This window comes from Citrobacter sp. Igbk 14 (genome assembly GCF_028069825.1).
Lineage (GTDB): Bacteria > Pseudomonadota > Gammaproteobacteria > Enterobacterales > Enterobacteriaceae > Citrobacter.
The window spans coordinates 30,172-56,738 of sequence record NZ_JANEWM010000013.1 but is presented as its reverse complement, the minus strand read 5'-3'; the positions used below and the strand labels follow the sequence as shown (position 1 = coordinate 56,738).

23 protein-coding genes and 1 pseudogene are annotated in these 26,567 nt (G+C 52.8%); 16 read left to right on the top strand and 8 right to left on the bottom strand.

Annotated elements, in window-relative coordinates; genetic code table 11:
• Positions 1 to 57 precede the first annotated feature (57 nt).
• Positions 58 to 1,137: an alanine racemase gene (gene alr / locus NNN64_RS07400; RefSeq protein WP_271440972.1), complete on the top strand. Its 1,080-nt coding sequence runs from the start codon at positions 58 to 60 to the stop codon at positions 1,135 to 1,137.
• Positions 1,138 to 1,273: 136 nt separating this feature from the next.
• The gene (gene tyrB / locus NNN64_RS07395) at positions 1,274 to 2,467 is read left to right on the top strand and encodes an aromatic amino acid transaminase (protein WP_271440971.1); all 1,194 of its coding nucleotides are present in this window, start codon (positions 1,274 to 1,276) and stop codon (positions 2,465 to 2,467) included.
• Here the strand turns inward: tyrB and NNN64_RS23320 are convergent.
• A pseudogene (locus NNN64_RS23320) lies at positions 2,468 to 2,586 on the bottom strand (hypothetical protein); the annotation flags it as partial. It abuts the gene before it with no gap.
• Positions 2,587 to 2,707: 121 nt separating this feature from the next.
• Here NNN64_RS23320 and aphA point away from each other — a divergent pair.
• Together aphA and NNN64_RS07385 are read left to right on the top strand one after the other, a co-directional pair.
• Positions 2,708 to 3,421: an acid phosphatase AphA gene (aphA, locus tag NNN64_RS07390; RefSeq protein WP_137381176.1), complete on the top strand. Its 714-nt coding sequence runs from the start codon at positions 2,708 to 2,710 to the stop codon at positions 3,419 to 3,421.
• 127 nt (positions 3,422 to 3,548) lie between these two features.
• Entirely contained in the window at positions 3,549 to 3,905 is a 357-nt protein-coding gene (locus NNN64_RS07385) for an MmcQ/YjbR family DNA-binding protein (RefSeq protein WP_006688292.1), read from the top strand.
• Between the two features lie 589 nt (positions 3,906 to 4,494).
• On the opposite strand, the gene uvrA is transcribed toward NNN64_RS07385, so the two are convergent.
• Entirely contained in the window at positions 4,495 to 7,317 is a 2,823-nt protein-coding gene (uvrA, locus tag NNN64_RS07380) for an excinuclease ABC subunit UvrA (protein ID WP_271440970.1), read from the bottom strand.
• A gap of 251 nt (positions 7,318 to 7,568) precedes the next feature.
• Between uvrA and ssb1 the strand changes: the two genes are divergently transcribed.
• On the top strand, positions 7,569 to 8,093 hold the full coding sequence (gene ssb1 / locus NNN64_RS07375) for a single-stranded DNA-binding protein SSB1 (protein WP_003826621.1): 525 nt from the start codon (positions 7,569 to 7,571) through the stop codon (positions 8,091 to 8,093).
• 66 nt (positions 8,094 to 8,159) lie between these two features.
• On the opposite strand, the gene NNN64_RS07370 is transcribed toward ssb1, so the two are convergent.
• Positions 8,160 to 8,441, bottom strand: coding sequence for a YjcB family protein (locus NNN64_RS07370; protein WP_048213921.1), 282 nt, complete (start codon positions 8,439 to 8,441; stop codon positions 8,160 to 8,162).
• A gap of 551 nt (positions 8,442 to 8,992) precedes the next feature.
• On the opposite strand from NNN64_RS07370, the gene NNN64_RS07365 reads away from it, so the two are divergent.
• Positions 8,993 to 10,579: an EAL domain-containing protein gene (locus tag NNN64_RS07365; RefSeq protein WP_271440969.1), complete on the top strand. Its 1,587-nt coding sequence runs from the start codon at positions 8,993 to 8,995 to the stop codon at positions 10,577 to 10,579.
• Positions 10,580 to 10,581: 2 nt separating this feature from the next.
• Here NNN64_RS07365 and soxS read toward each other — a convergent pair whose 3' ends face one another.
• On the bottom strand, positions 10,582 to 10,905 hold the full coding sequence (gene soxS, locus NNN64_RS07360) for a superoxide response transcriptional regulator SoxS (protein WP_005132611.1): 324 nt from the start codon (positions 10,903 to 10,905) through the stop codon (positions 10,582 to 10,584).
• 86 nt (positions 10,906 to 10,991) lie between these two features.
• On the opposite strand from soxS, the gene soxR reads away from it, so the two are divergent.
• The 4 genes from soxR to NNN64_RS07340 all read left to right on the top strand — a co-directional run bounded on the left by soxR (position 10,992) and on the right by NNN64_RS07340 (position 16,092).
• Complete coding sequence (soxR, locus tag NNN64_RS07355) at positions 10,992 to 11,450, top strand: redox-sensitive transcriptional activator SoxR (RefSeq protein WP_003826630.1); 459 nt, start codon at positions 10,992 to 10,994, stop codon at positions 11,448 to 11,450.
• Positions 11,451 to 12,049: 599 nt separating this feature from the next.
• Entirely contained in the window at positions 12,050 to 13,399 is a 1,350-nt protein-coding gene (gene ghxP / locus NNN64_RS07350; protein WP_137381172.1) for a guanine/hypoxanthine transporter GhxP, read from the top strand.
• A 157-nt stretch (positions 13,400 to 13,556) separates the two neighbouring features.
• Entirely contained in the window at positions 13,557 to 15,203 is a 1,647-nt protein-coding gene (locus NNN64_RS07345; protein ID WP_040229801.1) for a Na+/H+ antiporter, read from the top strand.
• Positions 15,204 to 15,600: 397 nt separating this feature from the next.
• A complete protein-coding gene (locus NNN64_RS07340) occupies positions 15,601 to 16,092 on the top strand; it encodes an REP-associated tyrosine transposase (RefSeq protein WP_271440968.1) in 492 nt (163 codons plus the stop codon).
• A gap of 77 nt (positions 16,093 to 16,169) precedes the next feature.
• Here the strand turns inward: NNN64_RS07340 and NNN64_RS07335 are convergent, their stop codons facing one another.
• Positions 16,170 to 17,060 carry a LysR family transcriptional regulator gene (locus NNN64_RS07335; RefSeq protein WP_271440967.1) on the bottom strand — a complete coding sequence of 297 codons (891 nt, stop codon included), beginning with the start codon at positions 17,058 to 17,060 and terminating at the stop codon, positions 16,170 to 16,172.
• 101 nt (positions 17,061 to 17,161) lie between these two features.
• Here NNN64_RS07335 and NNN64_RS07330 point away from each other — a divergent pair, with 101 nt between their 5' ends.
• Together NNN64_RS07330 and NNN64_RS07325 are read left to right on the top strand one after the other, a co-directional pair.
• Positions 17,162 to 17,572, top strand: coding sequence for a CidA/LrgA family protein (locus tag NNN64_RS07330; RefSeq protein WP_271440966.1), 411 nt, complete (start codon positions 17,162 to 17,164; stop codon positions 17,570 to 17,572).
• The gene (locus tag NNN64_RS07325; protein WP_137381170.1) at positions 17,565 to 18,254 is read left to right on the top strand and encodes an LrgB family protein; all 690 of its coding nucleotides are present in this window, start codon (positions 17,565 to 17,567) and stop codon (positions 18,252 to 18,254) included. The genes NNN64_RS07330 and NNN64_RS07325 overlap by 8 nt, the downstream gene beginning before the upstream one ends.
• Before the next feature lie 45 nt (positions 18,255 to 18,299).
• Here NNN64_RS07325 and actP read toward each other — a convergent pair whose 3' ends face one another.
• The 3 genes from actP to acs form a co-directional block, all read right to left on the bottom strand.
• Positions 18,300 to 19,949 carry a cation/acetate symporter ActP gene (gene actP / locus NNN64_RS07320; protein ID WP_186413820.1) on the bottom strand — a complete coding sequence of 550 codons (1,650 nt, stop codon included), beginning with the start codon at positions 19,947 to 19,949 and terminating at the stop codon, positions 18,300 to 18,302.
• Positions 19,946 to 20,260: a DUF485 domain-containing protein gene (locus tag NNN64_RS07315; protein ID WP_003031750.1), complete on the bottom strand. Its 315-nt coding sequence runs from the start codon at positions 20,258 to 20,260 to the stop codon at positions 19,946 to 19,948. Before NNN64_RS07315 ends, actP begins: the two co-directional genes overlap by 4 nt.
• A 242-nt stretch (positions 20,261 to 20,502) precedes the next feature.
• Positions 20,503 to 22,461, bottom strand: coding sequence for an acetate--CoA ligase (acs, locus tag NNN64_RS07310; protein ID WP_271440965.1), 1,959 nt, complete (start codon positions 22,459 to 22,461; stop codon positions 20,503 to 20,505).
• A gap of 432 nt (positions 22,462 to 22,893) precedes the next feature.
• Between acs and nrfA the strand changes: the two genes are divergently transcribed.
• Genes nrfA through nrfD form a run of 4 tightly spaced genes read left to right on the top strand, consistent with a single transcriptional unit; the run spans position 22,894 to position 26,562 of the window.
• Positions 22,894 to 24,330 carry an ammonia-forming nitrite reductase cytochrome c552 subunit gene (gene nrfA / locus NNN64_RS07305; RefSeq protein WP_137381165.1) on the top strand — a complete coding sequence of 479 codons (1,437 nt, stop codon included), beginning with the start codon at positions 22,894 to 22,896 and terminating at the stop codon, positions 24,328 to 24,330.
• A 44-nt stretch (positions 24,331 to 24,374) separates the two neighbouring features.
• Positions 24,375 to 24,941 carry a cytochrome c nitrite reductase pentaheme subunit gene (gene nrfB / locus NNN64_RS07300; RefSeq protein WP_137381164.1) on the top strand — a complete coding sequence of 189 codons (567 nt, stop codon included), beginning with the start codon at positions 24,375 to 24,377 and terminating at the stop codon, positions 24,939 to 24,941.
• Positions 24,938 to 25,609, top strand: coding sequence for a cytochrome c nitrite reductase Fe-S protein (gene nrfC, locus NNN64_RS07295; protein WP_202037163.1), 672 nt, complete (start codon positions 24,938 to 24,940; stop codon positions 25,607 to 25,609). The genes nrfB and nrfC overlap by 4 nt, the downstream gene beginning before the upstream one ends.
• Positions 25,606 to 26,562: a cytochrome c nitrite reductase subunit NrfD gene (gene nrfD, locus NNN64_RS07290; protein ID WP_202037162.1), complete on the top strand. Its 957-nt coding sequence runs from the start codon at positions 25,606 to 25,608 to the stop codon at positions 26,560 to 26,562. The genes nrfC and nrfD overlap by 4 nt, the downstream gene beginning before the upstream one ends.
• Positions 26,563 to 26,567 lie beyond the last annotated feature (5 nt).

Below are 26,567 nucleotides of genomic sequence, written 5' to 3'. Positions count from 1 at the left end.
CTTGTCGCCTTTCTGCAACACGAATGATTCAGGCGATTCTTTTATTAAGGAATTAAAATGCAAGCGGCAACTGTTGTCATTAACCGCCGCGCTCTGCGACACAACCTGCAACGTCTGCGTGAACTGGCACCTGCCAGTAAACTGGTTGCGGTCGTGAAAGCGAACGCTTACGGCCATGGTCTGTTAGAGACCGCGCGAACGCTCCCGGATGCGGACGCTTTTGGTGTCGCTCGTCTTGAAGAAGCCCTGCGGCTACGCGCGGGAGGGATCACGCAGCCCATCCTGCTGCTGGAGGGATTTTTTGATGCTTCCGATTTGCCGACGATATCCGCGCAGCGTCTGCATACTGCCGTACATAACCAGGAGCAGCTTGATGCTCTGGAAGCGGCCGAACTGACTGAACCTGTCACTGTCTGGATGAAGCTCGATACGGGTATGCACCGCCTGGGCGTACGCCCGGAGCAGGCTGAGGCGTTTTATCAGCGCTTGACGCAATGTGAAAACGTGCGCCAGCCGGTCAATATCGTTAGCCACTTTGCCCGTGCCGACGAACCTGAGTGTGGCGCGACCGAAAAGCAGCTCGATATCTTCAATAGCTTTTGCGCAGGTAAACCGGGGCAGCGATCAATTGCTGCATCTGGCGGTATTTTGCTGTGGCCGCAGTCTCACTTCGATTGGGCGCGTCCGGGTCTGATTCTGTACGGTGTATCGCCGCTGGAAAATCACTCCATCGGAGAAGATTTTGGTTGCCAGCCAGTGATGTCACTGACATCAAGCCTGATTGCCGTGCGCGAGCATAAAGCTGGTGAGCCAGTGGGTTATGGTGGCACATGGCAGAGCGAACGCGACACACGTCTCGGAGTGGTGGCGATGGGGTATGGCGATGGTTATCCGCGAGCTGCGCCGTCGGGTACGCCAGTGCTGGTTAACGGCCGTGAAGTGCCGATTGTCGGTCGTGTTGCGATGGATATGATCTGCGTTGATTTAGGCCCCGAGGCGCAGGACAAAGCGGGCGATCCCGTGATCCTGTGGGGCGATGGCCTGCCTGTGGAACGCATCGCAGAGATGACGAAAGTAAGTGCTTACGAACTTATCACGCGCCTGACATCAAGGGTTGCGATGAAATATATCGATTAATTACCTGATATGCCGGATCAGGCGCTACCGCCGCCATCCGGCAATATTCTCACCAACTGCAACATCCTCTCGATCTTCTCCCGCTTCCGGTTTATTGTGTTCTTATCCCACTGCCTGTAAACCTGGAGAACCACACGTGTTTCAAAAAGTTGACGCCTACGCTGGCGACCCGATTTTATCGCTCATGGAGCGCTTTAAAGAGGATTCACGTAGCGACAAAGTGAACCTCAGCATTGGTCTGTATTACAACGAAGATGGGATTATTCCTCAACTTAAAGCCGTTGCAGAAGCGGAAGCCCGCCTCAATGCGAAGCCGCATGGCGCTTCGCTGTATTTGCCGATGGAAGGTCTGAACACGTATCGCCATACCATTGCGCCGCTACTGTTCGGGGCGCAGCATCCGGTACTCCAGCAACAGCGTGTGGCAACGATTCAGACGCTGGGGGGGTCTGGTGCGTTAAAAGTGGGAGCGGACTTCCTGAAGCGTTACTTCCCTGATTCTGGCGTATGGGTCAGCGACCCGACGTGGGAAAACCATATCGCGATTTTTGAAGGTGCGGGATTCGAAGTAAGTACTTACCCATGGTATGACGACGTGACTAATGGCGTTCGTTTCAACGACCTGCTGGCAACATTGAGCACCTTGCCAGCGCGTAGCATTGTGCTGCTCCATCCGTGCTGCCATAACCCGACGGGTGCGGATTTAACACCTGCACAGTGGGATGCGGTTATTGAGATCCTGAAAGCGCGCGACCTGATCCCGTTCCTCGACATTGCCTACCAGGGCTTTGGTGGCGGAATGGAAGATGATGCCTACGCCATCCGCGCGATTGCGAGTGCTGGTTTACCGACTCTGGTCAGCAACTCATTCTCGAAGATTTTCTCGTTGTATGGCGAACGTGTTGGCGGGCTTTCTGTGGTGTGTGAAGACGCAGATGCCGCTAGTCGTGTTCTGGGGCAGCTAAAAGCGACGGTTCGTCGTAACTACTCCAGCCCGCCAAACTTTGGCGCACAGGTTGTTGCCGCGGTACTGGGTGATGAAGAGCTGAAAGCCAGCTGGCTGGCGGAAGTTGAGGTAATGCGAACCCGCATTCTGGCGATGCGTCAGGAACTGGTCAACGTGCTGAACGCTGAGATTCCGGGCCGTAATTTCGACTACCTGCTGCAACAGCGTGGTATGTTCAGCTATACCGGGCTGAGTGCGGCTCAGGTTGACCGCCTGCGTGATGAGTTTGGTGTTTACCTGATTGCCAGTGGACGCATGTGCGTTGCGGGCTTGAATCACGGCAACGTGAAGCGGGTTGCGAAGGCATTTGCCGCAGTAATGTAATTAGGTGCCGGATGGCGGCGTAAATGCCTTATCAGGCCTACAAAGGCATATGGATTTTTCATTTGTAGGCCTGATAAGCGCAGCGCCATCAGGCACGTTTCCCTGTGTGATCGTCCTCTTTTTCTGTAACAAAACCAGAGAAAATCCTTCCTTTCCCTTCCCCCAGGGGGTAAGGTCAGATAGTTTTTTGACCAGTTGTTAAATAAAAAATCATAACTAACTGACTACTTAGGGAAAAATATGCGCAAGATTACTTTGGCACTGAGTGCCGTTTGTTTATTGTTCACGTTGAATCAGCCAGCCCAGGCTTTAGTTTCTTCTCCTTCTCAGCTCAATCCAGGTACTAACGTTGCAAAACTTGCTGAGCAGGCCCCCATTCACTGGGTCTCTGTTGCACAAATTGAAAATAGTTTGACGGGCCGCCCGCCGATGGCCGTTGGCTTTGATATCGATGATACGGTTCTCTTTTCCAGCCCGGGCTTCTGGCGCGGTAAAAAAACGTACTCCCCGGACAGCGAGGATTACCTGAAAAACCCAGCCTTTTGGGAGAAAATGAACAACGGTTGGGATGAATTCAGCATTCCGAAAGAAGTAGCGCGGCAGTTGATTGATATGCACGTGCGTCGTGGGGACAGCATCTTTTTCGTGACTGGACGCAGCCCGACGAAGACCGAAACGGTCTCTAAAACGCTATCTGATAACTTCCACATCCCGTCTGCAAATATGAATCCGGTTATTTTTGCCGGTGACAAGCCAGGGCAGAACACCAAAACGCAGTGGTTGCAGGAAAAAAATATCCGCATGTTCTACGGCGACTCCGATAATGACATCACCGCCGCTCGCGATGTCGGTATCCGCGGGATTCGTATTCTGCGCGCCTCTAACTCTACCTATAAGCCGCTGCCACAGGCAGGAGGGTTTGGCGAAGAGGTGATCGTAAATTCAGAGTACTGAGGTCACCGAATGCGGGGTGATGATTTTTTAAACAAATTTACGTTACCGGCTTTTACCTTTTGCGGACTTGCTGCACACTGAATAAATGATGTTCTCATTAGGCGACTTGCTGGTAAGGGGAATAAAAATGACGAATTCGGAGTTGCTGCAATACTGCATGGCGAAAACAGGCGCGGAGCAGAGCGTGCACAGTGACTGGAAAGCCACACAAATCAAAGTCGAAGATGTGCTCTTTGCCATGGTAAAAGAGGTGGAAGAACGCCCGGCAGTCTCTCTGAAAACCAGCCCAGAACTGGCGGAGTTGTTACGCCAGCAGCATAGTGATGTCCGGCCAAGCCGGCATCTGAACAAAGCACACTGGAGTACGGTGTATCTGGACGGCTCGTTGCCGGATTCACAAATTTATTATCTGGTCGATGCCTCTTATCAGCAGGCGGTGAACACGCTACCGGAAGATAAACGCCGGATACTGGCGCAGCCCTGATCTGTTTCGCCGGATGCGGCGCAAGCGCCTTATCCGGCCTACAGCTATTTATGTATTTTCGACCCGTTTCGTAGGCCTGATAAGCACAGCGCCATCAGGCGCAACCGTTGCCGGATGCGGCGCAAGCCCCTTATCCGGCCTACAGCTATTTATGTATTTTCGGCCGGTTTCGTAGGCCTGATAAGCACAGCGCCATCAGGCGCAACCGTTGCCGGATGCGGCGCAAGCGCCTTATCCGGCCTACGGCTATTTATGTATTTTCGGTCCGTTTCGTAGGCCTGATAAGCACAGCGCCATCAGGCGCAACTGTTGCCGGGTGCGGCGCAAGCGCCTTATCCGGCCTACGGCTATTTATGTATTTTCGGTCCGTTTCGTAGGCCTGATAAGCACAGCGCCATCAGGCGCAACCGTTGCCGGGTGCGGCGCAAGCGCCTTATCCGGCCTACGGCTATTTATGTATTTTCGGTCCGTTTCGTAGGCCTGATAAGCACAGCGCCATCAGGCACAGCCATTGCCGGGTGTGGTGCAAGCGCCTTATCCGGCCTACAATATTTACGGCTATACTGCAGGCCTGATAATTTCAGCGCTATTACAGCAGCGGTTTGAGGAAGCGGGCCGTGTGTGAGGCTTCACACTCAGCAACTGTTTCTGGCGTACCAGAGACCAGAATTTCGCCGCCGCCGCTACCCCCTTCCGGACCGAGGTCGACAATCCAATCGGCTGTTTTAATCACGTCCAGATTGTGCTCAATCACCACAATGGTGTTGCCCTGATCCCGGAGCTGATGCAACACGTCAAGCAGTTGCTGAATATCGGCAAAATGTAGCCCGGTTGTTGGCTCATCAAGAATATACAGCGTCTGCCCGGTACCGCGTTTTGACAGCTCACGCGCCAGCTTCACACGCTGGGCTTCACCGCCAGAAAGCGTGGTCGCGGACTGGCCCAGTCGAATGTACGTCAAGCCAACATCCATCAACGTTTGCAACTTACGCGCCAGCGCAGGAACAGCATCGAAGAACTCGCGAGCTTCTTCAATCGTCATATCCAGCACTTCGTGGATGGTCTTGCCCTTGTACTTAATCTCCAGCGTTTCACGGTTATAACGCTTACCTTTACACTGGTCGCACGGCACGTAAATATCTGGCAGGAAGTGCATTTCGACTTTGATCACGCCATCGCCCTGGCAGGCCTCGCAGCGTCCACCACGAACGTTAAAGCTGAAACGACCTGGCGTGTAACCACGCGCACGGGATTCCGGTACGCCGGCAAACAGTTCGCGCACTGGCGTAAACACGCCGGTGTAGGTTGCCGGGTTGGAACGCGGTGTACGACCAATCGGGCTTTGGTCAATGTCGATCACTTTGTCGAAATGTTCCAGACCCTGAATATCCCGGTATGGCGCGGGCTCTGCCAGCGTGGCGCCGTTAAGCTGAGTTTGGGCAATCGGGAATAATGTGTCGTTAATCAGCGTCGACTTCCCGGAACCGGACACGCCGGTAATACAGGTGAACAGACCCACCGGCAGCGTCAGGGTGACATCTTTCAGGTTGTTGCCGCGTGCGCCAGTCAGCTTCAGCACTTTTTCCGGATCAGCCGCAACACGTTGTTTTGGCACTTCAATCTTACGCTTACCGCTCATGTACTGGCCGGTTAACGATTCCGGTACGGCCATGATGTCTTCCAGCGTCCCTTCGGCCACAACCTGACCACCGTGAACGCCTGCACCTGGGCCAATGTCGATAACGTGGTCGGCGGCGCGAATGGCATCCTCATCGTGTTCAACCACAATCACGGTGTTACCCAAATTGCGCAGATGGATAAGTGTCCCGAGCAGGCGTTCGTTATCACGCTGATGCAGACCGATTGACGGTTCATCCAGCACGTACATCACACCGACCAGACCTGCGCCAATCTGGCTTGCCAGACGAATACGTTGTGCTTCGCCACCGGAGAGTGTTTCTGCTGAACGGGACAGTGTCAGATAGTTCAGGCCTACGTTGACCAGGAACTTAAGGCGGTCGCCGATCTCTTTGAGGATTTTCTCAGCAATCTTCGCCCGTTGACCTGCAAGTTTCAGGTTGTTGAAGAAATCCATTGCATGGCCGATGCTCATGTCGGAAATCGCAGGCAATGGCGTATTCTCGACAAACACGTGACGGGCTTCCCGGCGTAAACGGGTTCCGTCACAGCTGGCGCAAGGTCTGTTACTGATAAACTTGGCTAACTCTTCGCGGACTGCACTGGATTCCGTCTCTTTATAGCGACGTTCCATATTGTGCAATACACCTTCAAACGGGTGGCGACGTACGGACGTATCGCCACGATCGTTCATGTATTTGAATTCGATATTCTCTTTGCCGGAACCGTATAGCACCACTTTGTGGACCGTAGGATTCAGGCTGGCCCACGGGGCTTCTACATCGAATTGATAGTGCTCAGCCAGAGACTTAAGCATCTGGAAGTAATAGAAATTACGGCGATCCCAGCCACGAATCGCCCCGCCTGCCAGCGACAGTTCCGGGTTCTGGATCACACGGTCCGGGTCGAAGTACTGTTGTACGCCAAGACCATCGCAGGTCGGACACGCGCCTGCCGGGTTGTTGAACGAGAACAACCGTGGCTCCAGTTCGCGCATGCTATAGCCACAAATAGGGCAGGCGAAGTTGGCGGAGAAGAGCAGCTCTTCTGCTTTCGGGTCATCCATATCAGCGACCACTGCCGTACCACCGGAAAGCTCCAGCGCAGTCTCAAACGATTCGGCCAGACGTTGAGTGAGATCGTCTCGTACCTTGAAGCGGTCAATCACCACTTCGATAGTGTGTTTCTTTTGCAGCTCAAGCGTAGGCGGATCGGAAAGGTCGCACACTTCACCATCAATACGTGCGCGGATATAGCCCTGGCCTGCCAGGTTTTCCAGCGTTTTGGTGTGCTCACCTTTGCGTTCTTTAATTACCGGTGCCAGCAGCATCAGGCGCTTGCCTTCTGGCTGCGACAGGACGTTGTCTACCATCTGGCTGACCGTTTGCGCCGCCAGCGGCACGTCGTGATCCGGGCAGCGTGGCTCGCCAACGCGGGCATACAGCAGGCGCAGATAATCGTGAATTTCGGTAATTGTCCCAACCGTGGATCGCGGGTTATGCGACGTCGATTTCTGCTCGATTGAGATGGCGGGAGAGAGCCCCTCAATGTGGTCGACGTCCGGTTTTTCCATCAGCGACAGAAACTGACGTGCGTACGCGGAAAGGGATTCAACGTAACGACGCTGCCCTTCGGCATACAAGGTGTCGAAAGCGAGCGAAGATTTGCCTGAGCCCGAAAGCCCGGTGACGACAATCAGCTTGTCGCGCGGGATGACGAGGTTGATGTTTTTGAGATTATGGGTGCGGGCGCCCCGAACTTCGATCTTATCCATTCATCTTTCCCGGATTAAACGCTTTTTTGCCTGGCTGCATGGTGCTACCGGCGATCACAAACGGTTAATTATGACACAACCCAACCTGAATGGATATACAGTATTGGAATGCAAAACACAGGCGTCTGTGCAACAATGTCTGGCTGAGGTTGTTTACTGGAATCAACTTCGCAACGTAGTAAAAGCGCTATTGGAAATGCTACAATCCCGCGCTTACACTTATTCAGTAACGTTTTTCAGGAGACACGATCATGGCCAGCAGAGGCGTAAACAAGGTGATTCTCGTCGGTAATCTGGGCCAGGACCCGGAAGTACGCTATATGCCGAATGGTGGCGCAGTTGCCAACATTACGCTGGCTACTTCCGAATCCTGGCGTGATAAAGCGACCGGCGAAATGAAAGAGCAGACTGAGTGGCACCGTGTTGTGCTGTTCGGCAAACTGGCGGAAGTCGCCAGCGAATATCTGCGTAAAGGTTCTCAGGTCTATATTGAAGGCCAACTGCGTACTCGCAAATGGACCGATCAATCCGGCGTAGAAAAATACACCACTGAAGTCGTTGTTAACGTTGGCGGCACCATGCAAATGCTGGGTGGTCGTCAGGGCGGCGGCGCACCGGCAGGTGGTGGTCAGCAGCAGGGTGGTTGGGGTCAGCCTCAGCAGCCACAGGGCGGCAACCAGTTCAGCGGTGGCGCACAGTCTCGCCCGCAGCAATCCGCTCCGGCAGCACCGTCTAACGAACCGCCGATGGATTTCGACGACGATATTCCGTTCTAATCCCTCTGCTTTATTTCGTTAATCAGGGTTGCCCCAGTGTCGGGGTAACCCCATTCCTTTCTGTTATCAGTTCAACACCATCGGCCAGTCTGGCGGAGTATGGCTCATCACGTCGAGCATCACGGATTCGATGTTATTCCAGATAGTGGATACATCTACTAGGGTGATACCGAGTAATCCGGTTGCAAACCAGCAGGCAAAAACAAGCCCTAAACCGCTACTGATAACGGCCAGTCCAACATAATCTGATTTACGAAAACGAATATTGAGCGTACTGGCTAAAAACATCAGTACTGCGCTGAGCAGTTGCCACCGCAGAAGAACCACGCCAGTTGTTATTGTTGCCATGAAAAACGTCCTCAGAAAGTCTTGATGCCCAGGACAGCGCGGGGGTGTTCACAGAGGGTGTGGTACTCTGGCTATCGACGGGCAATAACACGAATGAAACAATGTTTCTGTTACATCAATTCTGTGAACTATATCACAACCGCTCGTTTGTTCACCAGTATCTGACGTTATTTTTGCCTGTCATTATCCATTGTAGTTGTGTGGTTATTTGGGTTCATAAACGAATAATAAATTATGCGTTATGTAAGATGCATTCATGTTGCTTGTTTTCTTTATCCGAAATTAATCGTTAAAAAAGTTAATGTGTTTTATACGTGCCGTCAGTATAACGCGTGTAAAACATTACTCCTTCTTGATAATGATGTTGCAAAATAAGCGTAACTTTAAGTTTGCCTTACGGGAAAATAATATCATCATCCACTATTATCAGACTTTTACATAGAGACGTCTGTTGATAATGTTGATAGATTCATGCAACTTAACCAGCTGGTGTTTATAGCATCCTGCCTTGATGGGTACTGGCATATACGAAACAGGGAAATAGGGCTGACATGAATCTCAGTGCGCAAAGCAAGATGCTGAAGCTCCTCGGCACGCTCACGGTGGTATTGCTCCCCGTGGTGCTGGCGCTATGGTTTGCTCATATCCGGGCGATGTCCGAAACCCGCACTCAACTCCGCTCTTTTGCTCAACTGGTGTTAAATAAAACGGAATTGGTGATCCAGCAAGCCGATTTAGCGCGTGATATGGCTCAACTGTATCAGGGCAAGATGTGTACCCCTGCACATCAGAAAAGTATGCTGAATATTATTCGCGGGCGTTTATATATCAGCGAGCTAATTTATGCACAAGCTGATCATTTTTTGTGCTCTACGTCGATGGCGCCGTCAGTTCCCTATATTATGCCAACCGCTGACTATAAACGTACGCCGGACGTTTCGATCTATTACTATCGCGATACGCCTTTTTTCTCTGGCTACAACATGACGTATATGCAAAGAGGAAACTACGTCGTAGTCATTAACCCATTATCTTACAGCGAAGTCATGTCAGATGACCCTGGCCTATTGTGGGGCGTCTATGACACGATAACGGATACTTTCTTCTCCGCCAGCAATCAGGCGCATGTTAAGCAATTTCTGCCACTGGTGCGCGGTAAAGCCTCTACCTTCCAACTGGACGATCGGTTCTATACCATCGTTCGTTCTGAGAAGCGCCCGATCGCGATTATTGTTTCGACTACCAGCGATCGCGTCCATCAAAATTTCTATCACGAAGCCGCACTAACGGTCCCCTTTGGAGTGATCTGCAGCATTCTGATGCTGTTGATGTGGTGGCGCACGCGCCAGCAGTACCATTCCCCTCGTCGTTTGCTAAGACGTGCACTGGAAAAGCGCCAGCTACGCCTGCATTACCAGCCGATCATCGATATCAAGAATGGTCAATGTGTGGGGGCCGAGGCGCTGATGCGTTGGCCAGGTTGCAAAGGTGAGGTCATGAGCCCGACGGAATTTATTCCGCTGGCTGAAAAAGAAGGCATGATTGAAAGGATCACGGATTACGTGGTCGAAGAAGTGTTCAATGATTTAGGGTATTTTCTTTCTGCGCATCCCCAGATTTATATCTCAATTAACCTCTCAGCTTCTGATTTCCATTCATCCCGACTGATTGCCCTGATCGCTGAGAAAGCGCGTGATTACTCAGTGGCTGCTCAGCAAATCAAAGTCGAAGTGACGGAACGTGGATTTATTGATGTGCAGAAAATGACCCCGGTAATCCAGGCATTCCGTCAGGCAGGTTATGAAGTGGCATTTGATGATTTTGGGACGGGATATTCCAATCTGCACAACCTGGCGGCACTGAACGTGGATATCCTGAAGATTGATAAATCTTTTATTAGTACGCTGGCGACCAACAGTACCAGCCACCTGATTGCCGAACATATCATCGAGATGGCGCAAAGCTTACATCTGAAGACAATTGCTGAAGGGGTGGAAACGGCAGATCAAATTGAATGGCTGCTTGAACGTGGCGTTCAGTATTGTCAGGGGTGGTACTTTGCGAAAGCGTTACCGCCGCAGGAGTTTATGCACTGGCTACAGCGCTCGCCCGCCATACTGACGCAGAGCGGGCAATAATCTTACAGGCGATGACGGTAGTCGCTGGGAGTGCGATCAAACTCGCGACGGAACACCCGTGAGAACGTTTGTTGCGACACATAGCCGAGATCCATTGCGATATCGAAAATAGGTCGTTCGGTCGTCCGTAGTTCCACGGCGGCTAACAAAAGTCGGCGCTGGCGGATATAGTCACCCAACGTCTGACGCATCACCGTGCGGAACATCCTCTGTAAATACCACTTCGAGTAACCTGATTTTTTCGCCACCGCCTCAATGTTCAGCGGTTGATCGATATGTTCATCAATCCATTCAATAAGGGTCTGAATTATCTGCTGATGGGACATAGGGCTGCCTCTTTCTCAGTATTCGATTCGTCGTTTTGTCTGTGGGCGAGTATAATTCCTCAAGTTAACTTGAGGTAAAGCGATTTATGGAAAAGAAATTACCCCGGATAAAAGCGCTGCTCACGCCTGGTGAAGTTGCAAAACGTAGCGGTGTAGCGGTATCAACTTTGCACTTCTATGAAAGCAAAGGGTTAATCAGCAGTATGCGCAACAGTGGCAATCAGCGTCGATACAAACGTGATGTGTTGCGTTATGTTGCGATTATCAAGATTGCTCAACGCATCGGGATCCCACTGGCAACGATTGGTGATGCGTTAGGGGTATTACCTGAAGGGCATTCGCTCAGTGCCAAAGAGTGGAAGCAGCTCTCGTCGCAATGGCGTGAAGAACTGGACCGACGTATTCATACTCTGGTGGCATTACGCGATGAGCTGGATGGTTGTATTGGTTGCGGTTGTTTATCGCGCAGCGATTGCCCGTTGCGTAACCCAGGCGACCAGCTTGGCGAGCAGGGAACCGGGGCGCGCCTGCTGGAAGATGATTGATGGGTTTGAAATATGTGACGGGTATAAAACTAAAGCGCCACAGAGGGCGCTTTAGTTTGGTTCCGGTCTTTGTCTTTCACTCTATCCCGCTGGTTCACGGGAGGGTTTCCCCCGACATCAACACCCCTCAGTCGAGCACATTAGGGGAGGTTCCGGCTTGTGTTGATAAGGTAAGTGTATGCCACCCCCGTCTATTTACCAGTCAATTGGTGATTTTTTAGCCGAAAAATTTTCCGCATCTTCATCCATTTTTTTGCGCGAGTGAACGTGAAAGGTAACTGTCGAGGTTGTAATAACTGCGCGAAATTTGTTGTCAGATTGCGCATTGACGATAACGTTTGCGCATCGACTGGCTATTTCTTGTGCGTTATAAGAAGAAATGAGTAAAAAGCGGCAAAGTTCAGTTGAAAACCGGCACATGATCGCTAGATAATCGTTTGCTTTTTTTTACCACCCGTTTTTTATGCGCGGAGCTAAACGTTTGCTTTTTTGCGACACCCCTACTGACGCAAACCTGGCACAGGGAGAAAACGTTAAGCAGGCAGTGGATTGTCCAGCACGCATAATGACGAAAAATAAACTCTCAGGGGATGTTTTCTATGTCTACGCCTTCAGCGCGTACCGGCGGTTCACTCGACGCCTGGTTTAAAATTTCGCACCGTGGCAGTACTGTTCGACAGGAAGTCGTTGCCGGATTAACGACGTTTCTGGCAATGGTCTACTCTGTTATCGTGGTTCCAGGAATGCTGGGTAAAGCCGGTTTTCCGCCTGCCGCTGTATTTGTGGCAACCTGCCTGGTCGCCGGTGTCGGCTCTATTGTGATGGGGCTGTGGGCAAACCTGCCGCTGGCGATTGGTTGTGCCATTTCGTTGACGGCGTTTACCGCGTTCAGCCTGGTGCTGGGGCAGCATATTAGCGTGCCTGTTGCGCTGGGCGCGGTATTCCTGATGGGTGTTCTGTTTACCATCATTTCCGCGACAGGTATCCGTAGCTGGATCCTGCGCAATCTGCCACAGGGCGTTGCGCATGGTACAGGTATTGGTATCGGCCTGTTCCTGCTGCTGATTGCGGCAAACGGTGTTGGTCTGGTCATTAAGAACCCGCTGGACGGCCTGCCGGTTGCGCTGGGTGACTTCGACACCTTCCCGGTCATTATGTCGCTGATTGGTCTGGCGGTGATTATTGGCCTCGAAAAACTGAAAGTACCGGGTGGCATACTGTTGACCATTATTGGTATTTCCGTTGTTGGTCTGATTTTCGATCCCGCGGTGCATTTTTCCGGTATTTTCGCCATGCCTTCTTTGAGTGATGCTGAAGGTAACTCTCTGATTGGCAGCCTGGACATTATGGGAGCGCTGAACCCTGTCGTCCTGCCGAGCGTGCTGGCGCTGGTTATGACTGCGGTCTTTGATGCGACCGGAACCATCCGCGCGGTTGCGGGTCAGGCGAATCTGCTGGATAAAGACGGTCAGATTATCGATGGTGGCAAAGCGTTAACGACGGACTCCCTGAGCAGCGTGTTCTCTGGTCTGGTAGGGGCAGCTCCGGCGGCGGTTTACATTGAATCTGCAGCGGGTACCGCGGCAGGTGGTAAAACCGGTCTGACGGCGATCACCGTAGGTGTTCTGTTCCTGCTGATCCTGTTCCTTTCTCCGCTCTCTTACCTTGTTCCTGCTTACGCAACGGCGCCGGCCCTGATGTATGTTGGTCTGCTGATGCTGAGCAACGTGGCGAAAATCGACTTTACCGACTTCGTCGATGCGATGGCGGGACTGATTACCGCCGTCTTTATCGTGCTGACCTGTAATATCGTTACCGGTATTATGATCGGTTTTGCCACTCTGGTTATTGGCCGTATTGTTTCCGGCGAATGGCGCAAACTGAATATCGGAACGGTGGTGATTGCCGTGGCGCTGGTTGCATTCTATGCGGGCGGTTGGGCTATTTAATCCCGATACGCTCTTGATCCTGAAAACGGGTGGCTTTTGCCGCCCGTTTTTATTTTCAGAACACACTCGTTGTCTTTTGCGTTACTCTCGAGTAGATAGAATTGAGGCACGACGCCTCTCATCACTAATCATAAGAAACATCGCAAACAGGGAACGCATGGAAATCTTTTTTACCATACTCATCATGACCCTTGTGGTCTCGTTGTCGGGGGTATTTACTCGCGTATTACCCTTCCAACTCCCTTTACCCCTTATGCAGATCGCCATTGGCGCGTTGCTGGCGTGGCCGACGTTTGGTTTGCATGTGGAATTTGACCCTGAACTGTTTTTGGTTCTGTTCATCCCGCCGTTGCTGTTTGCCGATGGCTGGAAAACGCCAACGCGAGAGTTTCTGGAGCATGGACGAGAGATCTTCGGTCTGGCACTGGCGCTCGTATTGGTTACGGTGGTCGGCATTGGTTTTATGATTTATTGGCTGGTCCCGGGGATTCCGCTGATCCCCGCTTTTGCGCTGGCCGCAGTGCTGTCGCCAACCGATGCCGTTGCCCTTTCTGGCATTGTAGGCGAGGGGCGTATACCGAAGAAAATCATGGGTATCCTGCAGGGCGAAGCGTTGATGAACGATGCGTCTGGCCTGGTATCGCTGAAATTTGCTGTGGCCGTGGCAATGGGGACGATGGTGTTTACCGTCGGCGGAGCGACGGTTGAGTTCTTCAAGGTAGCGATTGGCGGCATCCTGGCGGGTTTTGTCGTCAGCTGGTTGTATGGACGCTCTCTGCGCTTTCTTAGCCGCTGGGGTGGTGATGAGCCAGCAACGCAAATCGTTCTGCTGTTCCTGCTGCCGTTTGCTTCTTACCTGATTGCCGAACACATCGGTGTTTCCGGGATCCTCGCGGCGGTCGCAGCCGGGATGACGATAACCCGTTCAGGCGTAATGCGTCGTGCGCCATTGGCGATGCGTTTACGTGCTAACAGCACCTGGGCAATGCTGGAGTTCGTCTTTAACGGCATGGTCTTCCTGCTGTTAGGGCTGCAATTACCGGGGATTCTGGAGTCTTCGCTGGTGGCGGCAGAAGCCGATCCGAACGTTGAAACCTGGATGCTGTTTACCGATATCGTGCTGATTTACGTGGCGCTGATGCTGGTGCGTTTTGGCTGGCTGTGGACGATGAAAAAATTCAGTCTGCGCTTCCTGAAGAAAAAGCCCATGGAGTTTGGTTCCTGGACAACGCGTGAAATCCTGATCGCCTCCTTTGCGGGTGTTCGCGGGGCGATTACGCTTGCCGGTGTGCTCTCCATCCCGCTGCTGTTGCCGGATGGTAGCGGCTTCCCGGCGCGCTACGAGTTAGTATTCCTTGCCGCGGGCGTGATCCTGTTCTCGCTGTTTGTCGGTGTGGTGATGCTACCGATTCTGCTGCAACACCTGGAAGTGGCAGATCACTCACAGCAACTGAAAGAAGAACGGATAGCCCGTGCTGCGACGGCGGAAGTCGCGATTGTTGCTATCCAGAAAATGGAAGAACGTCTGGCGGCGGACAGCGAAGAGAATATTGATAATCAACTGCTGACCGAAGTGAGCTCTCGTGTCATCGGTAACCTGCGTCGTCGCGTCGATGGACGTAACGATGTGGAAAGCTCATTACAGGAAGAGAACCTCGAGCGACGTTTCCGCCTGGCGGCATTGCGTTCGGAACGAGCAGAACTGTATCACCTGCGCGCCACGCGCGAAATCAGCAACGAAACGCTGCAAAAACTGCTGCACGACCTGGATTTGCTGGAAGCGTTGTTGATTGAGAATCAATAAACGGTAGTGCCTGATGCGCTACGCTTATCAGGCCTACAAGACCGGCAATAGCGATGTAGGCCGGATAAGGCGTTAGCCGCACCCGGCGAAAGGTGTGCCTGATGCGCTACGCTTATCAGGCCTACAAGATCGGCATACTGATGTAGGCCGGATAAGGCGTTAACCGCATCCGGCGAAGGTTGTGCCTGATGCGCTACGCTTATCAGGCCTACAAGACCGGCAATAGTGATGTAGGCCGGATAAGGTGTTAAGCCGCATCCGGCGAAGGTTGTGCAAAATGGCGTACAGCTGATTGCAAATAATTATTATCGTGTAATTTGCGAGCGGCTTTCCTGAGTTCAGCTGTCTTTCTTGTCAAGGCTCCCTTTGTTCTCTACGTTGGAGAAAAGGGGGAAACATGTCTAACTATCGGCGCCATTACATCAGCGGTGGAACATGGTTTTTTACGGTGAATTTACAGGACCGTAGAAGCCATCTTTTGACATCCAACATTAACCAGCTTCGCTGCGCTATTTCGGCGGTAAAGAAGGTTATGCCTTTTCAAATCAATGCGTGGGTGGTTTTACCTGAGCATATGCATTGCATATGGACGTTACCTGATAGCGACGCTGATTTTTCCTCTCGTTGGCGGGAAATTAAAAAGCATTTCACCCGATCGCTATCCGCCAGGCATATCTGGCAACCCCGCTTTTGGGAACATACCATTCGTGATGAGCGCGATTATTGCCAGCATGTGGATTACATTTATATCAATCCTGTGAAACACGGTTGGGTGCAGCAGGTGAAGTCATGGCCTTTTTCAACGTTTCATCGTGATGTTAAATCGGGGTTGTATCCGGAGAACTGGGCGGGGGAAATGATGGACCTCCGTACGGGTGAACGAGCCTGATGGCGCTGTGCTTATCAGGCCTACAAAATCGGCATACCGATGTAGGCCGGATAAGGCGTTTACGCCGCATCCGGCACTTACGATTCTTGCGTTAGCCAAAACCCTTCGCAGCATGTCAGCCACGCCTGAGCGCTGTGCGAGAGATACACACCTTCACGCCAAATCATGCCGAGTTGCCAGCGTAAATCGCTCTCCAGCGGGATCCAGCGCAGCGTCTGTTTGTCCAGTCGTTGGCAAATCGGCTCAGGTAAAATGGCGATACCGACCCCGGCTTGCACCATGGCCGCCAGAAAATCCCACTGCCCGCTACGTACCGCGATGCGGGGTTTTACATCGTGCTGGTTAAACAGTTCCAGTAACTGACGGCTGAGGGCGAAATCTTCGTTGTAGATAAGCAGCGGGTGTTCCGCCAGTGCCTCGGGGGAAATGGATTCGCAGGTTGTCCACTGGCCCGAGCGCGGGACCAGCACGCAGAGCGGATGACTGAAAAGCGGCAAGGTTGCCAGTCCACTCTCTTCTTCAACCGGAAGTGCCGTCATTGCGACATCCAAATCACCGTTCATTACTGCCTGCTGGACGGTTAAGCCGCCAAACTCTGATACTTTAAGTTCAACGCCGGGATAACGCTGGCGAAACAGGCTGATGGGACCTGCCATCAACATACCGACCATTGGCGGGATACCAAGGCGTAATAGCCCTTTGTTCAGGTGGTTAATGTCGCTAAGTTCGGCTTCAAGCTGGCGAAACTCGGCCAAAATCGCCAGACCGCGCTCAAAAACAACCTGTCCGGTATCGGTCAGCAACAGCCGTCGTCCGTCGCGGATTAACAGCGTGCAGTTCAGCTCGTCTTCAAGGTTCTTCAACATTTTGCTGATGGTGGGTTGGGTGACAAAAAGCTTCTCCGCTGCGCGGGTAAAGCTCTGCTGACGCACCACCTCAACAAAATATCGCAGTGTTCTGATATCCATGATTATTCCTTAAGACTATGCCTGCAATGAGTTTAATTCATTTCAGTCCTGGACGGGTGCTCTCTATACTGGCGCTCTCTATTTTTTAAGGACATACCCTCATGGCTGTGGCGATAAGCCGCGTGACGCCTGCTGTCATTCACCGACTTCAGATACCTGTCCAGGTGCTGTTGTACGCAGGTTTATTTGTATTTGCTCAATATCTTGTCTCCTGGCTGCATTTACCGCTTCCCGCCAATCTGGTTGGGATGGTGCTGATGTTGGCGCTGATTGTCTGTCGGATCATCCCGCTGAGTTGGATACGTGCCGGTGCCCGCTGGTTACTGGCTGAAATGCTACTATTTTTTGTTCCAGCGGTGGTTGCCGTCGTCAACTATACGCAGCTGCTGTTGGTCGATGGCTGGCGTATTTTTGCTGTCATTGCGATAAGCACGCTGATGGTTCTCGGCGCAACCGCGTGGGTGGTGGATAAAGTGTACCGCTATGAAATGAGCAGGTTAAACCGTGAGTAACTTCCAGCTAAGCGTGCTGTGTCTGGTGATTACGCTGGGTATCTATTTTGCCAACAAGCGTCTGTATCGCCGTTTTCGCAAATTGCCGTTGATGCCGCTGGTTCTCACGCCAGCGTTACTGGTGCTGATGCTGGTCTTCGGCCATATCTCCTGGCAAAACTATATCGGTGAATCACACTGGCTGCTGTGGCTATTAGGTCCCGCGACCATTGCCTTCGCTGTTCCGGTTTACGATAACCTCGCGGTGATTAAGCGTCACTGGATGTCGTTGACAGCGGGGGTAATCACGGCGACGCTGGTGGCTGTCACCAGTTCCGTGTGGCTGGCGCGTCTGTTTATGCTGCCTGATGAGATCCAACGTAGCCTGGCGGTACGTTCCGTCACTACGCCTTTTGCGCTGGCAGCGGCAGAACCCTTGGGTGGGCAGCCAGATCTGGTGGCGTTGTTTGTGGTCGTGACCGGTGTATTCGGTATGGCGGTCGGCGATGTGTTGTTTTTACGACTCTCTATCCGCGAAGGTATGGCCAAAGGGGCAGGGTTTGGCGCAGCATCGCACGGTGCAGGTACGGCTCGCTCTTATGAGCTCGGTCAGCAGGAAGGCGTAGTGGCAAGTCTGGTGATGATGCTGTCCGGAGTGGTGATGGTTCTGGTTGCCCCGCTGGTTGCGAGGGTAATGTTCTGAGATTCGGTGATATCCTCCGGCCCGAAAGCCGGAGGATAAGTGAGATTAATGCGCGCGACCTTGCTCCACACCGTACCCGGTTTGGGAACGGATGAACTGCGCACGGAACTGCTCACGCTCACGGTTACCTTCTTCTGAGTTATCCGTGGCAGAGAAGAACCAGATCCCGAGGAATGCAACGCTTATCGAGAACAGCGCCGGATATTCATACGGGAAAATGGCTTTTTCGTGACCGAGGATTTGTACCCAAATTGTTGGACCAAGCACCATCAGCACAACGGCAGTCAGCAGACCTAACCAGCCGCCCATCATGGCACCACGCGTGGTCAGTCTTGACCAGTACATGGAAAGCAGAATGATGGGGAAGTTACAGCTTGCGGCGATGGCAAATGCCAGACCTACCATGAAAGCGATGTTCTGATTTTCGAACAGCACGCCGAGCACGATGGCAATGACACCCAATACCAGTACGGTAATTTTCGAGACGCGCAGTTCTTCACGTTCGGTCGCGCCTTTGCGGAACACGTTAGCGTACAGATCGTGCGACACCGCCGATGCGCCCGCGAGCGTCAGACCGGCAACCACCGCCAGAATGGTGGCAAATGCTACGGCGGAGATAAAGCCGAGGAACAGGTTACCGCCCACTGCATTCGCCAGGTGCACCGCCGCCATGTTGTTACCACCGATCAACGCACCTGCAGCGTCTTTGTACGCCGGATTAGCCCCTACCAGCATGATGGCACCAAAGCCGATGATAAAGGTCAGGATATAGAAATAACCCATAAAACCGGTCGCATAGAACACGCTCTTACGCGCTTCGCGGGCATCGCTGACCGTGAAGAAGCGCATCAGGATGTGCGGCAAGCCTGCCGTACCGAACATCAGACCGAGGCCTAACGACAGCGCGGATATCGGATCTTTAACCAGCCCGCCCGGGCTCATGATTGCGGAGCCTTTCGGGTGTACCGCCATTGCTTCAGTGAACAGATTGTTGAAGCTGAAGCCGACGTGCTTCATCACCATGAAAGCCATAAAGCTGGCGCCGAACAGCAGCAGAACCGCTTTGATGATTTGCACCCAGGTGGTCGCCAACATGCCGCCGAACAGCACATACATCATCATCAATACGCCAACCAACACCACGGCAATGTGATAGTTCAGACCAAACAGCAGTTCAATCAGCTTGCCTGCGCCAACCATCTGCGCGATCAGATACAGTGCGACCACCACCAGCGATCCACATGCTGACAGAATACGGATGGGGCCTTGCTTCAGGCGATAAGAGGCCACGTCGGCAAAGGTGTAGCGACCGAGGTTACGCAGACGTTCAGCAATCAGGAACAGAATGATCGGCCAGCCGACGAGGAAGCCGAGCGAGTAAATCAGCCCGTCATACCCGGAGGTGAAGACCAGCGCGGAAATCCCGAGGAACGAGGCCGCTGACATATAGTCGCCCGCAATCGCTAACCCGTTCTGGAAGCCGGTAATGTTGCCGCCTGCGGTGTAATAGTCATTACGCGAACGCACACGTTTAGACGCCCAGTAGGTAATACCGAGCGTAAAGATGACGAAAATCAGGAACATGATAATCGCCTGCCAGTTGGTTGGCTGGCGTTGGACTGCACCGCTAATAGCATCCGCCGCGTTCGCAGCGAAGGGCAGCGTGGCGGCAAGCGCCGTCAGGACTCTCTTCATGATGCTTTAACCTCGTGCAGAACCGCGTTATTAAGACGGTCGAATTCACCGTTTGCCCGCCAGATATAGATCCCGGTCAGGATAAAGGAAATAAGGATCACGCCGACGCCAATCGGGATACCTCGGGTGACGCTGGTTCCCGCATGCAGTGGGGTGCCCAGCCAGCCAGGTGCAAAAGCAATCAGTAAAATAAAGCTGATATAAACTGCCAGCATGATGATGGACAGAATAGTGGCAAACCGTTGCCGTTTTTCAACTAACTCCCTGAAACGCGCACTGTCTTCTATCCGCTGATAAATTTGGTCATTCATCACAGAGCTCTCCAGAGGTCCCCCTGCGTCTTTCGCGCTACAGGTTCGTTGGCCGCACTCGCCCACCCCAGTCACATAGTGAACTATGCTCCTGGGGATGTGCTCGCTTGCCGCCTTCCTGTAACACGAAATCCTTTGGGGGAGGTTTTTTATATTTCCCCCCCGGTGAAGAGAGGGTAGGGTCAGATTTGTAGGCCGGATAAGACGCTTTCGCGTCGCCATCCGGCATTTTCAGGACTTTGTTATGATGGCATCGCGATGGCCTGCTTCTCTTCGAGCAGTTTCTCTACCACGCCAGGATCGGCGAGGGTCGAGGTATCGCCCAGATTGCTGGTATCGCCCGCCGCAATTTTACGCAGAATGCGGCGCATGATTTTGCCGGAGCGGGTTTTCGGCAGTGAGTCGGTCCAGTGCAGCACGTCTGGCGTTGCCAGCGGGCCAATTTCTTTTCGTACCCAGTTGCGAACCTCGGCGTACAACTCAGGTGACGGCTCTTCGCCGTGATTCAGCGTGACGTAGGCGTAAATGGCCTGGCCTTTAATACTATGTGGAATGCCGACCACGGCGGCCTCGGCAATCTTTGGATGCGACACCAGCGCCGACTCGATTTCTGCTGTACCCAGGCGGTGACCCGAGACGTTCAGCACGTCATCCACGCGTCCGGTTATCCAGTAATAACCATCTTCATCACGGCGTGCGCCGTCGCCGCTGAAGTACATATTCTTGAAGGTAGAGAAGTAGGTTTGCTCAAAGCGTTCGTGATCGCCAAACAGTGTTCTCGCCTGACCCGGCCAGGAGTCGGTGATCACCAGGTTGCCTTCGGTCGCCCCTTCCTGCGGATTGCCCTCGTTATCAACGATGGCCGGTTGTACGCCAAAGAATGGACGGGTTGCGGAACCCGCTTTCAGCTCGGTGGCGCCCGGCAGTGGGGTGATCATGAACCCCCCGGTTTCGGTCTGCCACCAGGTATCGACGACCGGGCATTTTTCGTTACCGATCTTCTTCCAGTACCACTCCCATGCTTCCGGGTTAATCGGCTCGCCAACGGAACCTAAAATGCGCAGTGATGAACGGTTAGTGCCTTCTATCGCCTTATCACCTTCTGCCATCAGGGCGCGGATAGCCGTTGGTGCAGTATAGAGGATGGTGACCTGGTGCTTGTCCACGACCTGTGACATACGCGCCGGGGTCGGCCAGTTAGGTACGCCTTCAAACATCAGCGTGGTGGCACCGCAGGCCAGTGGGCCGTACAGCAGGTAGCTGTGGCCGGTAACCCAACCCACATCAGCGGTACACCAGTAGATATCGTCCTGATGGTAATCAAACACATACTTAAAGGTCGTTGCCGCGTAGACCAGATATCCGCCGGTAGTATGCAGCACGCCTTTTGGCTTACCGGTTGAACCAGAGGTATACAGGATAAACAGCGGATCTTCCGCATTCATTTCTGCCGGCTGATGTTCCGGGCTCGCTTTCTCGATAAGATCGGACCACCATAGATCGCGGCCTTCCTTCCAGTCCGTTTTTCCGCCGGTACGTTTGAGGACAATGACATGCTCAACCGTCTTCACATTCGGGTTTTTCAGCGCATCATCAACGTTCTTTTTCAGCGGGATACCGCGCCCGGCACGTACGCCTTCATCGGCGGTGATCACCAGACGTGAATTGGAATCGATAATACGTCCGGCAACGGCTTCTGGAGAGAAACCGCCAAAGATGACCGAATGTACCGCGCCAATACGGGCGCAGGCCAGCATGGCAACCGCGGCTTCCGGGACCATTGGCATATAAATAGCCACGACATCGCCTTTTTTAACCCCCAAATCCAGAAGGGTATTAGCAAAACGGCAGACATCGCGATGCAGTTCGCGATAGGTAATATTTTTACTCTGGGTAGCATCATCGCCTTCCCAGATAATGGCGGTGCGATCGCCGTTTTCCTGTAGGTGGCGATCAAGGCAGTTTGCTGCCAGATTCAGCGTGCCGTCTTCGTACCATTTAATGGATACGTTGCCAGGGGCAAAAGAGGTGTTCTTTACCTGGCTGTACGGTGTGATCCAATCAAGAATTTTTCCCTGCTCGCCCCAAAATGTGTCGGGATCGGTAATGGACTGTTGGTATTTCGCTTCGTACTGCTCCGGGTTGATCAGGCAACGGTCCGCAATATTTGCGGGAATAGCGTGTTTGTGTATTTGGCTCATGGCTTTTGTTCTCCTTGTAGGATGTTAATAATATGTCGCACAAACGTTAAATGTAGGGGCTTTGCAAGTTTTGTTTAGTATTTGGGCGACAGATCACGCAATAACCGAATTGTGCAAATTAGCGGCAAACTGAATTTTGAAGAGAACTAGCAAAAATTGATTAAACATCGCGATAACATGCGGTTATATAGAGAGTTTTGAAAAGGTGATCTGTGTCGGGTATAGACAAAAGAGTAAGGGGTTAGAGGGGGTGAATAACTCTAAAGTGGTATTTTACATACACTTACAATTGATTAAAAACAACATTTCTTGTGGGGTTTCTTGTTACAAATAGGGTGGAGCAATGTCATGACAGTATTGTGTGGTTGCTGTTATGGAAAACAATAAAAGAACCGCCATTGCAGATAATGGCGACATCTGGATGAGACCCCTATGGCAAGGACAAAATCACGCGTACGCCGTTTCTTCAGCCTGATATTACCGTTTTTATTTATTACTGCCGTTCACGCTGAGCAAACCTCTGTACCCGCAAAGACCGTCACCGTTGAAGCGAAGAATGAAACCTTCGCCCCTCAGCATCCTGATCAATACCTCTCCTGGAAAGCCACGTCTGAACAGTCAGCCCGTGAAGATGCGCTGGCAGAAGACCCTCGCCTGGTGATCCTGTGGGCGGGATATCCTTTCTCCCGCGATTACAACAAACCGCGTGGACACGCGTATGCGGTTACCGATGTGCGTGAAACGTTACGTACCGGTGCGCCAAAAACGGCTGAAGATGGTCCGTTGCCGATGGCCTGCTGGAGCTGTAAAAGCCCGGATGTGGCACGTCTGATCCAGAAAGACGGTGAAGATGGGTACTTCCACGGTAAATGGGCGCGTGGCGGCCCGGAAATTGTTAACAACCTCGGCTGTGCTGACTGCCATAACACGGCATCAGCAGATTTCGCGAAAGGGAAACCGGAACTGACGCTGTCGCGTCCTTATGCCGAGCGAGCGATGGAAACCATTGGCAAACCGTTTGAAAAAGCCAGCCGCTTTGATCAGCAATCCATGGTCTGCGGTCAGTGCCACGTGGAGTACTACTTCGACGGTAAGAACAAAGCCGTTAAGTTCCCATGGGATGACGGTATGAAAGTCGAGAACATGGAGAAATACTACGACAACATAGCTTTCTCTGACTGGACCAACTCTCTGTCTAAAACCCCAATGCTGAAAGCGCAGCACCCGGAGTATGAAACCTGGAGTGCGGGCATTCACGGTAAGAACAACGTGACCTGTATCGACTGCCACATGCCGAAAGTGCAGAACGCAGAAGGTAAAATCTACACCGACCATAAGATTGGTAACCCGTTCGACAACTTCCCACAGACTTGCGCCAACTGCCACACCCAGGACAAAGCGTCTCTGCAAAAAGTGGTTGCTGAGCGTAAGCAAGCGATTCATGACCTGAAAATCAAAGTTGAAGATCAACTGGTCCATGCGCACTTCGAAGCGAAGGCTGCGTGGGATGCGGGTGCGACGGAAGCGGAAATGAAGCCGATTCTGGAAGACATTCGCCACGCACAATGGCGCTGGGATCTGTCGATTGCTTCTCACGGTATCCATATGCACGCACCGGAAGAAGGCCTGCGGATGCTGGGTAGCGCGATGGATAAAGCCGCTGATGCACGTACCAAACTGGTCCGTCTGCTGGCGACCAAAGGCATCACGCATGAAATCCCACTGCCGGATATATCTACCAAAGAGAAAGCCCAGCAGGCGATTGGTCTGAACATGCAGCAAATTAACGCTGAGAAGCAGGACTTCATCAAAACGGTGATTCCGCAATGGGAAGATCAGGCGCGTAAAAACGGTCTGTTAAGCCAATAACCCCATTCCGCCTCGCAAGGGGCGGATAACTCAACGGAGTGAATATGAGCGTATTACGTTCGTTATTAACTGCTGGGGTGCTGGCGTCAGGTCTGTTCTGGAGCCTGAGCGGGATAACCGCCACGCCAACCCCACAGGAGTCAGATCAACGCTGGACGGTCACCCAACAGCGTAATCCGGATGCGGCGTGCCTCGATTGTCACAAGCCGGATACCGAAGGCATGCATGGTAAACATGCAGAAGTCATCAACCCAAATAATAAACTGCCGGTTACCTGCACCAACTGTCACGGCCAGCCATCTCCAAACCACCGTGAAGGGGTGAAGGATGTGATGCGCTTTAACGAGCCGATGTACAACGTGGAGCAGCAGAACAGCGTCTGTATGTCCTGTCACCTGCCTGAGCAGTTGCAAAAAGCGTTCTGGCCGCACGATGTTCACGTGACGAAAGTAGCGTGCGCCAGCTGTCACTCACTGCATCCGAAGCAAGACACGATGCAGACGCTAAGCGATAAAGGACGGATCAAGATTTGCGTCGATTGCCACAGCGATCAGCGTAACAATCCAAACTTTAACCCGGCGTCTATTCCCTTGCTTAAGGAGCATCCATGAGTTGCTCTCGTCGCCAGTTTATCACCGGCGTCGGCGCGCTGGTGGCTGTTAGCGGGACGGCGGGACGCGTCGTAGCGAAGACGTTAAACATTAATGGCGTGCGTTACGGCATGGTACATGATGAGTCATTATGCATCGGCTGTACCGCGTGCATGGATGCCTGTCGGGAAGTTAACAGCGTACCGGAAGGCGTCTCGCGTCTGACGATCATTCGCAGTGAACCGCTGGGGACGTTTCCCGATGTGAAGTATCGTTTCTTCCGCCATTCGTGCCAGCACTGCGATCACGCACCCTGCGTTGACGTCTGCCCGACGGGGGCATCGTACCGCGATGCCGCCAGCGGCATTGTGGATGTGAACCCGGATCTGTGCGTCGGTTGCCAGTATTGCATCGCCGCCTGTCCTTATCGCGTGCGCTTTATTCATCCGGTCAGCAAGACGGCGGATAAATGCGATTTTTGCCGCAAAACCAACCTGAAAGCGGGCAAGCAGCCCGCCTGCGTGGAGTCATGTCCGACGAAAGCGCTGACGTTTGGTAATCTGGACGACCCCAACAGCGAAATCTCGCGGTTGTTGCACCAGAAAAATACCTACCGTTACAAGCTGGCGCTGGGCACGAAACCGAAGGTCTACCGCGTTCCCTTTAAATATGGGGAGGTGAGCCAATGACACCCGCTTCTGCATTTCATTTTGAATCACTGGTGTGGGACTGGCCCATTGCCATCTATCTGTTTCTGATAGGCATCTCTGCCGGGCTGGTGACACTGTCGGTATTGTTACGACGGCTGCACCCGGAAGCGGGCGGTGCTGACAGCACGTTGCTGCGCACCACGCTGGTACTGGGACCGGGAGCCATTATTCTTGGTCTGCTGATCCTGGTATTCCACCTGACGCGTCCATGGACTTTCTGGAAGCTGATGTTCCACTACAGCTTCACGTCAGTGATGTCGATGGGGGTCATGCTGTTTCAGTTGTACATGGTGGTGTTGGTGCTGTGGTTGGCAAAAATCTTTGAAAAAGAGGTGATTGCCTTACAACAGCGCTTCATTCCACGCCTGAGCATTGTGCCGAAACTGCTGGCGTTGATCGCACCGTTCCACCGGATGCTTGAAACGGTGATGCTGGTGCTGGCGGTACTGCTCGGGGCGTACACCGGGTTCTTGCTGTCGGCGTTGAAATCCTACCCGTTCCTGAATAACCCGATCCTGCCGGTACTGTTCCTGTTTTCTGGGATCTCCTCCGGTGCTGCAGTGGCGTTAATCGCCATGGCATTACGCCATCGTAGTAACCCACACAGCACTGAAGCGCACTTTGTCCACCGTATGGAAACGCCGGTGGTGTGGCTGGAAATCTTCCTGCTGGCGGCTTTCTTTGTCGGGCTGGCGCTGGGTGATGACGGCAAAATGCGCGCGCTGGCTGCTGCCTTGGGCGGTGGGTTCTGGACCTGGTGGTTCTGGCTGGGTGTGGCAGGGCTTGGACTGATCCTCCCGATGTTGTTGAAACCGTGGGCGAATCGTAGCTCAACGTTTCATGGCGTACTGGCGGTATGTGGTGCCAGCCTGACTGGTGTTTTACTGCTGCGTTTCTTTATTTTGTATGCAGGACAGCTAACCGTTGCGTAAGGTGA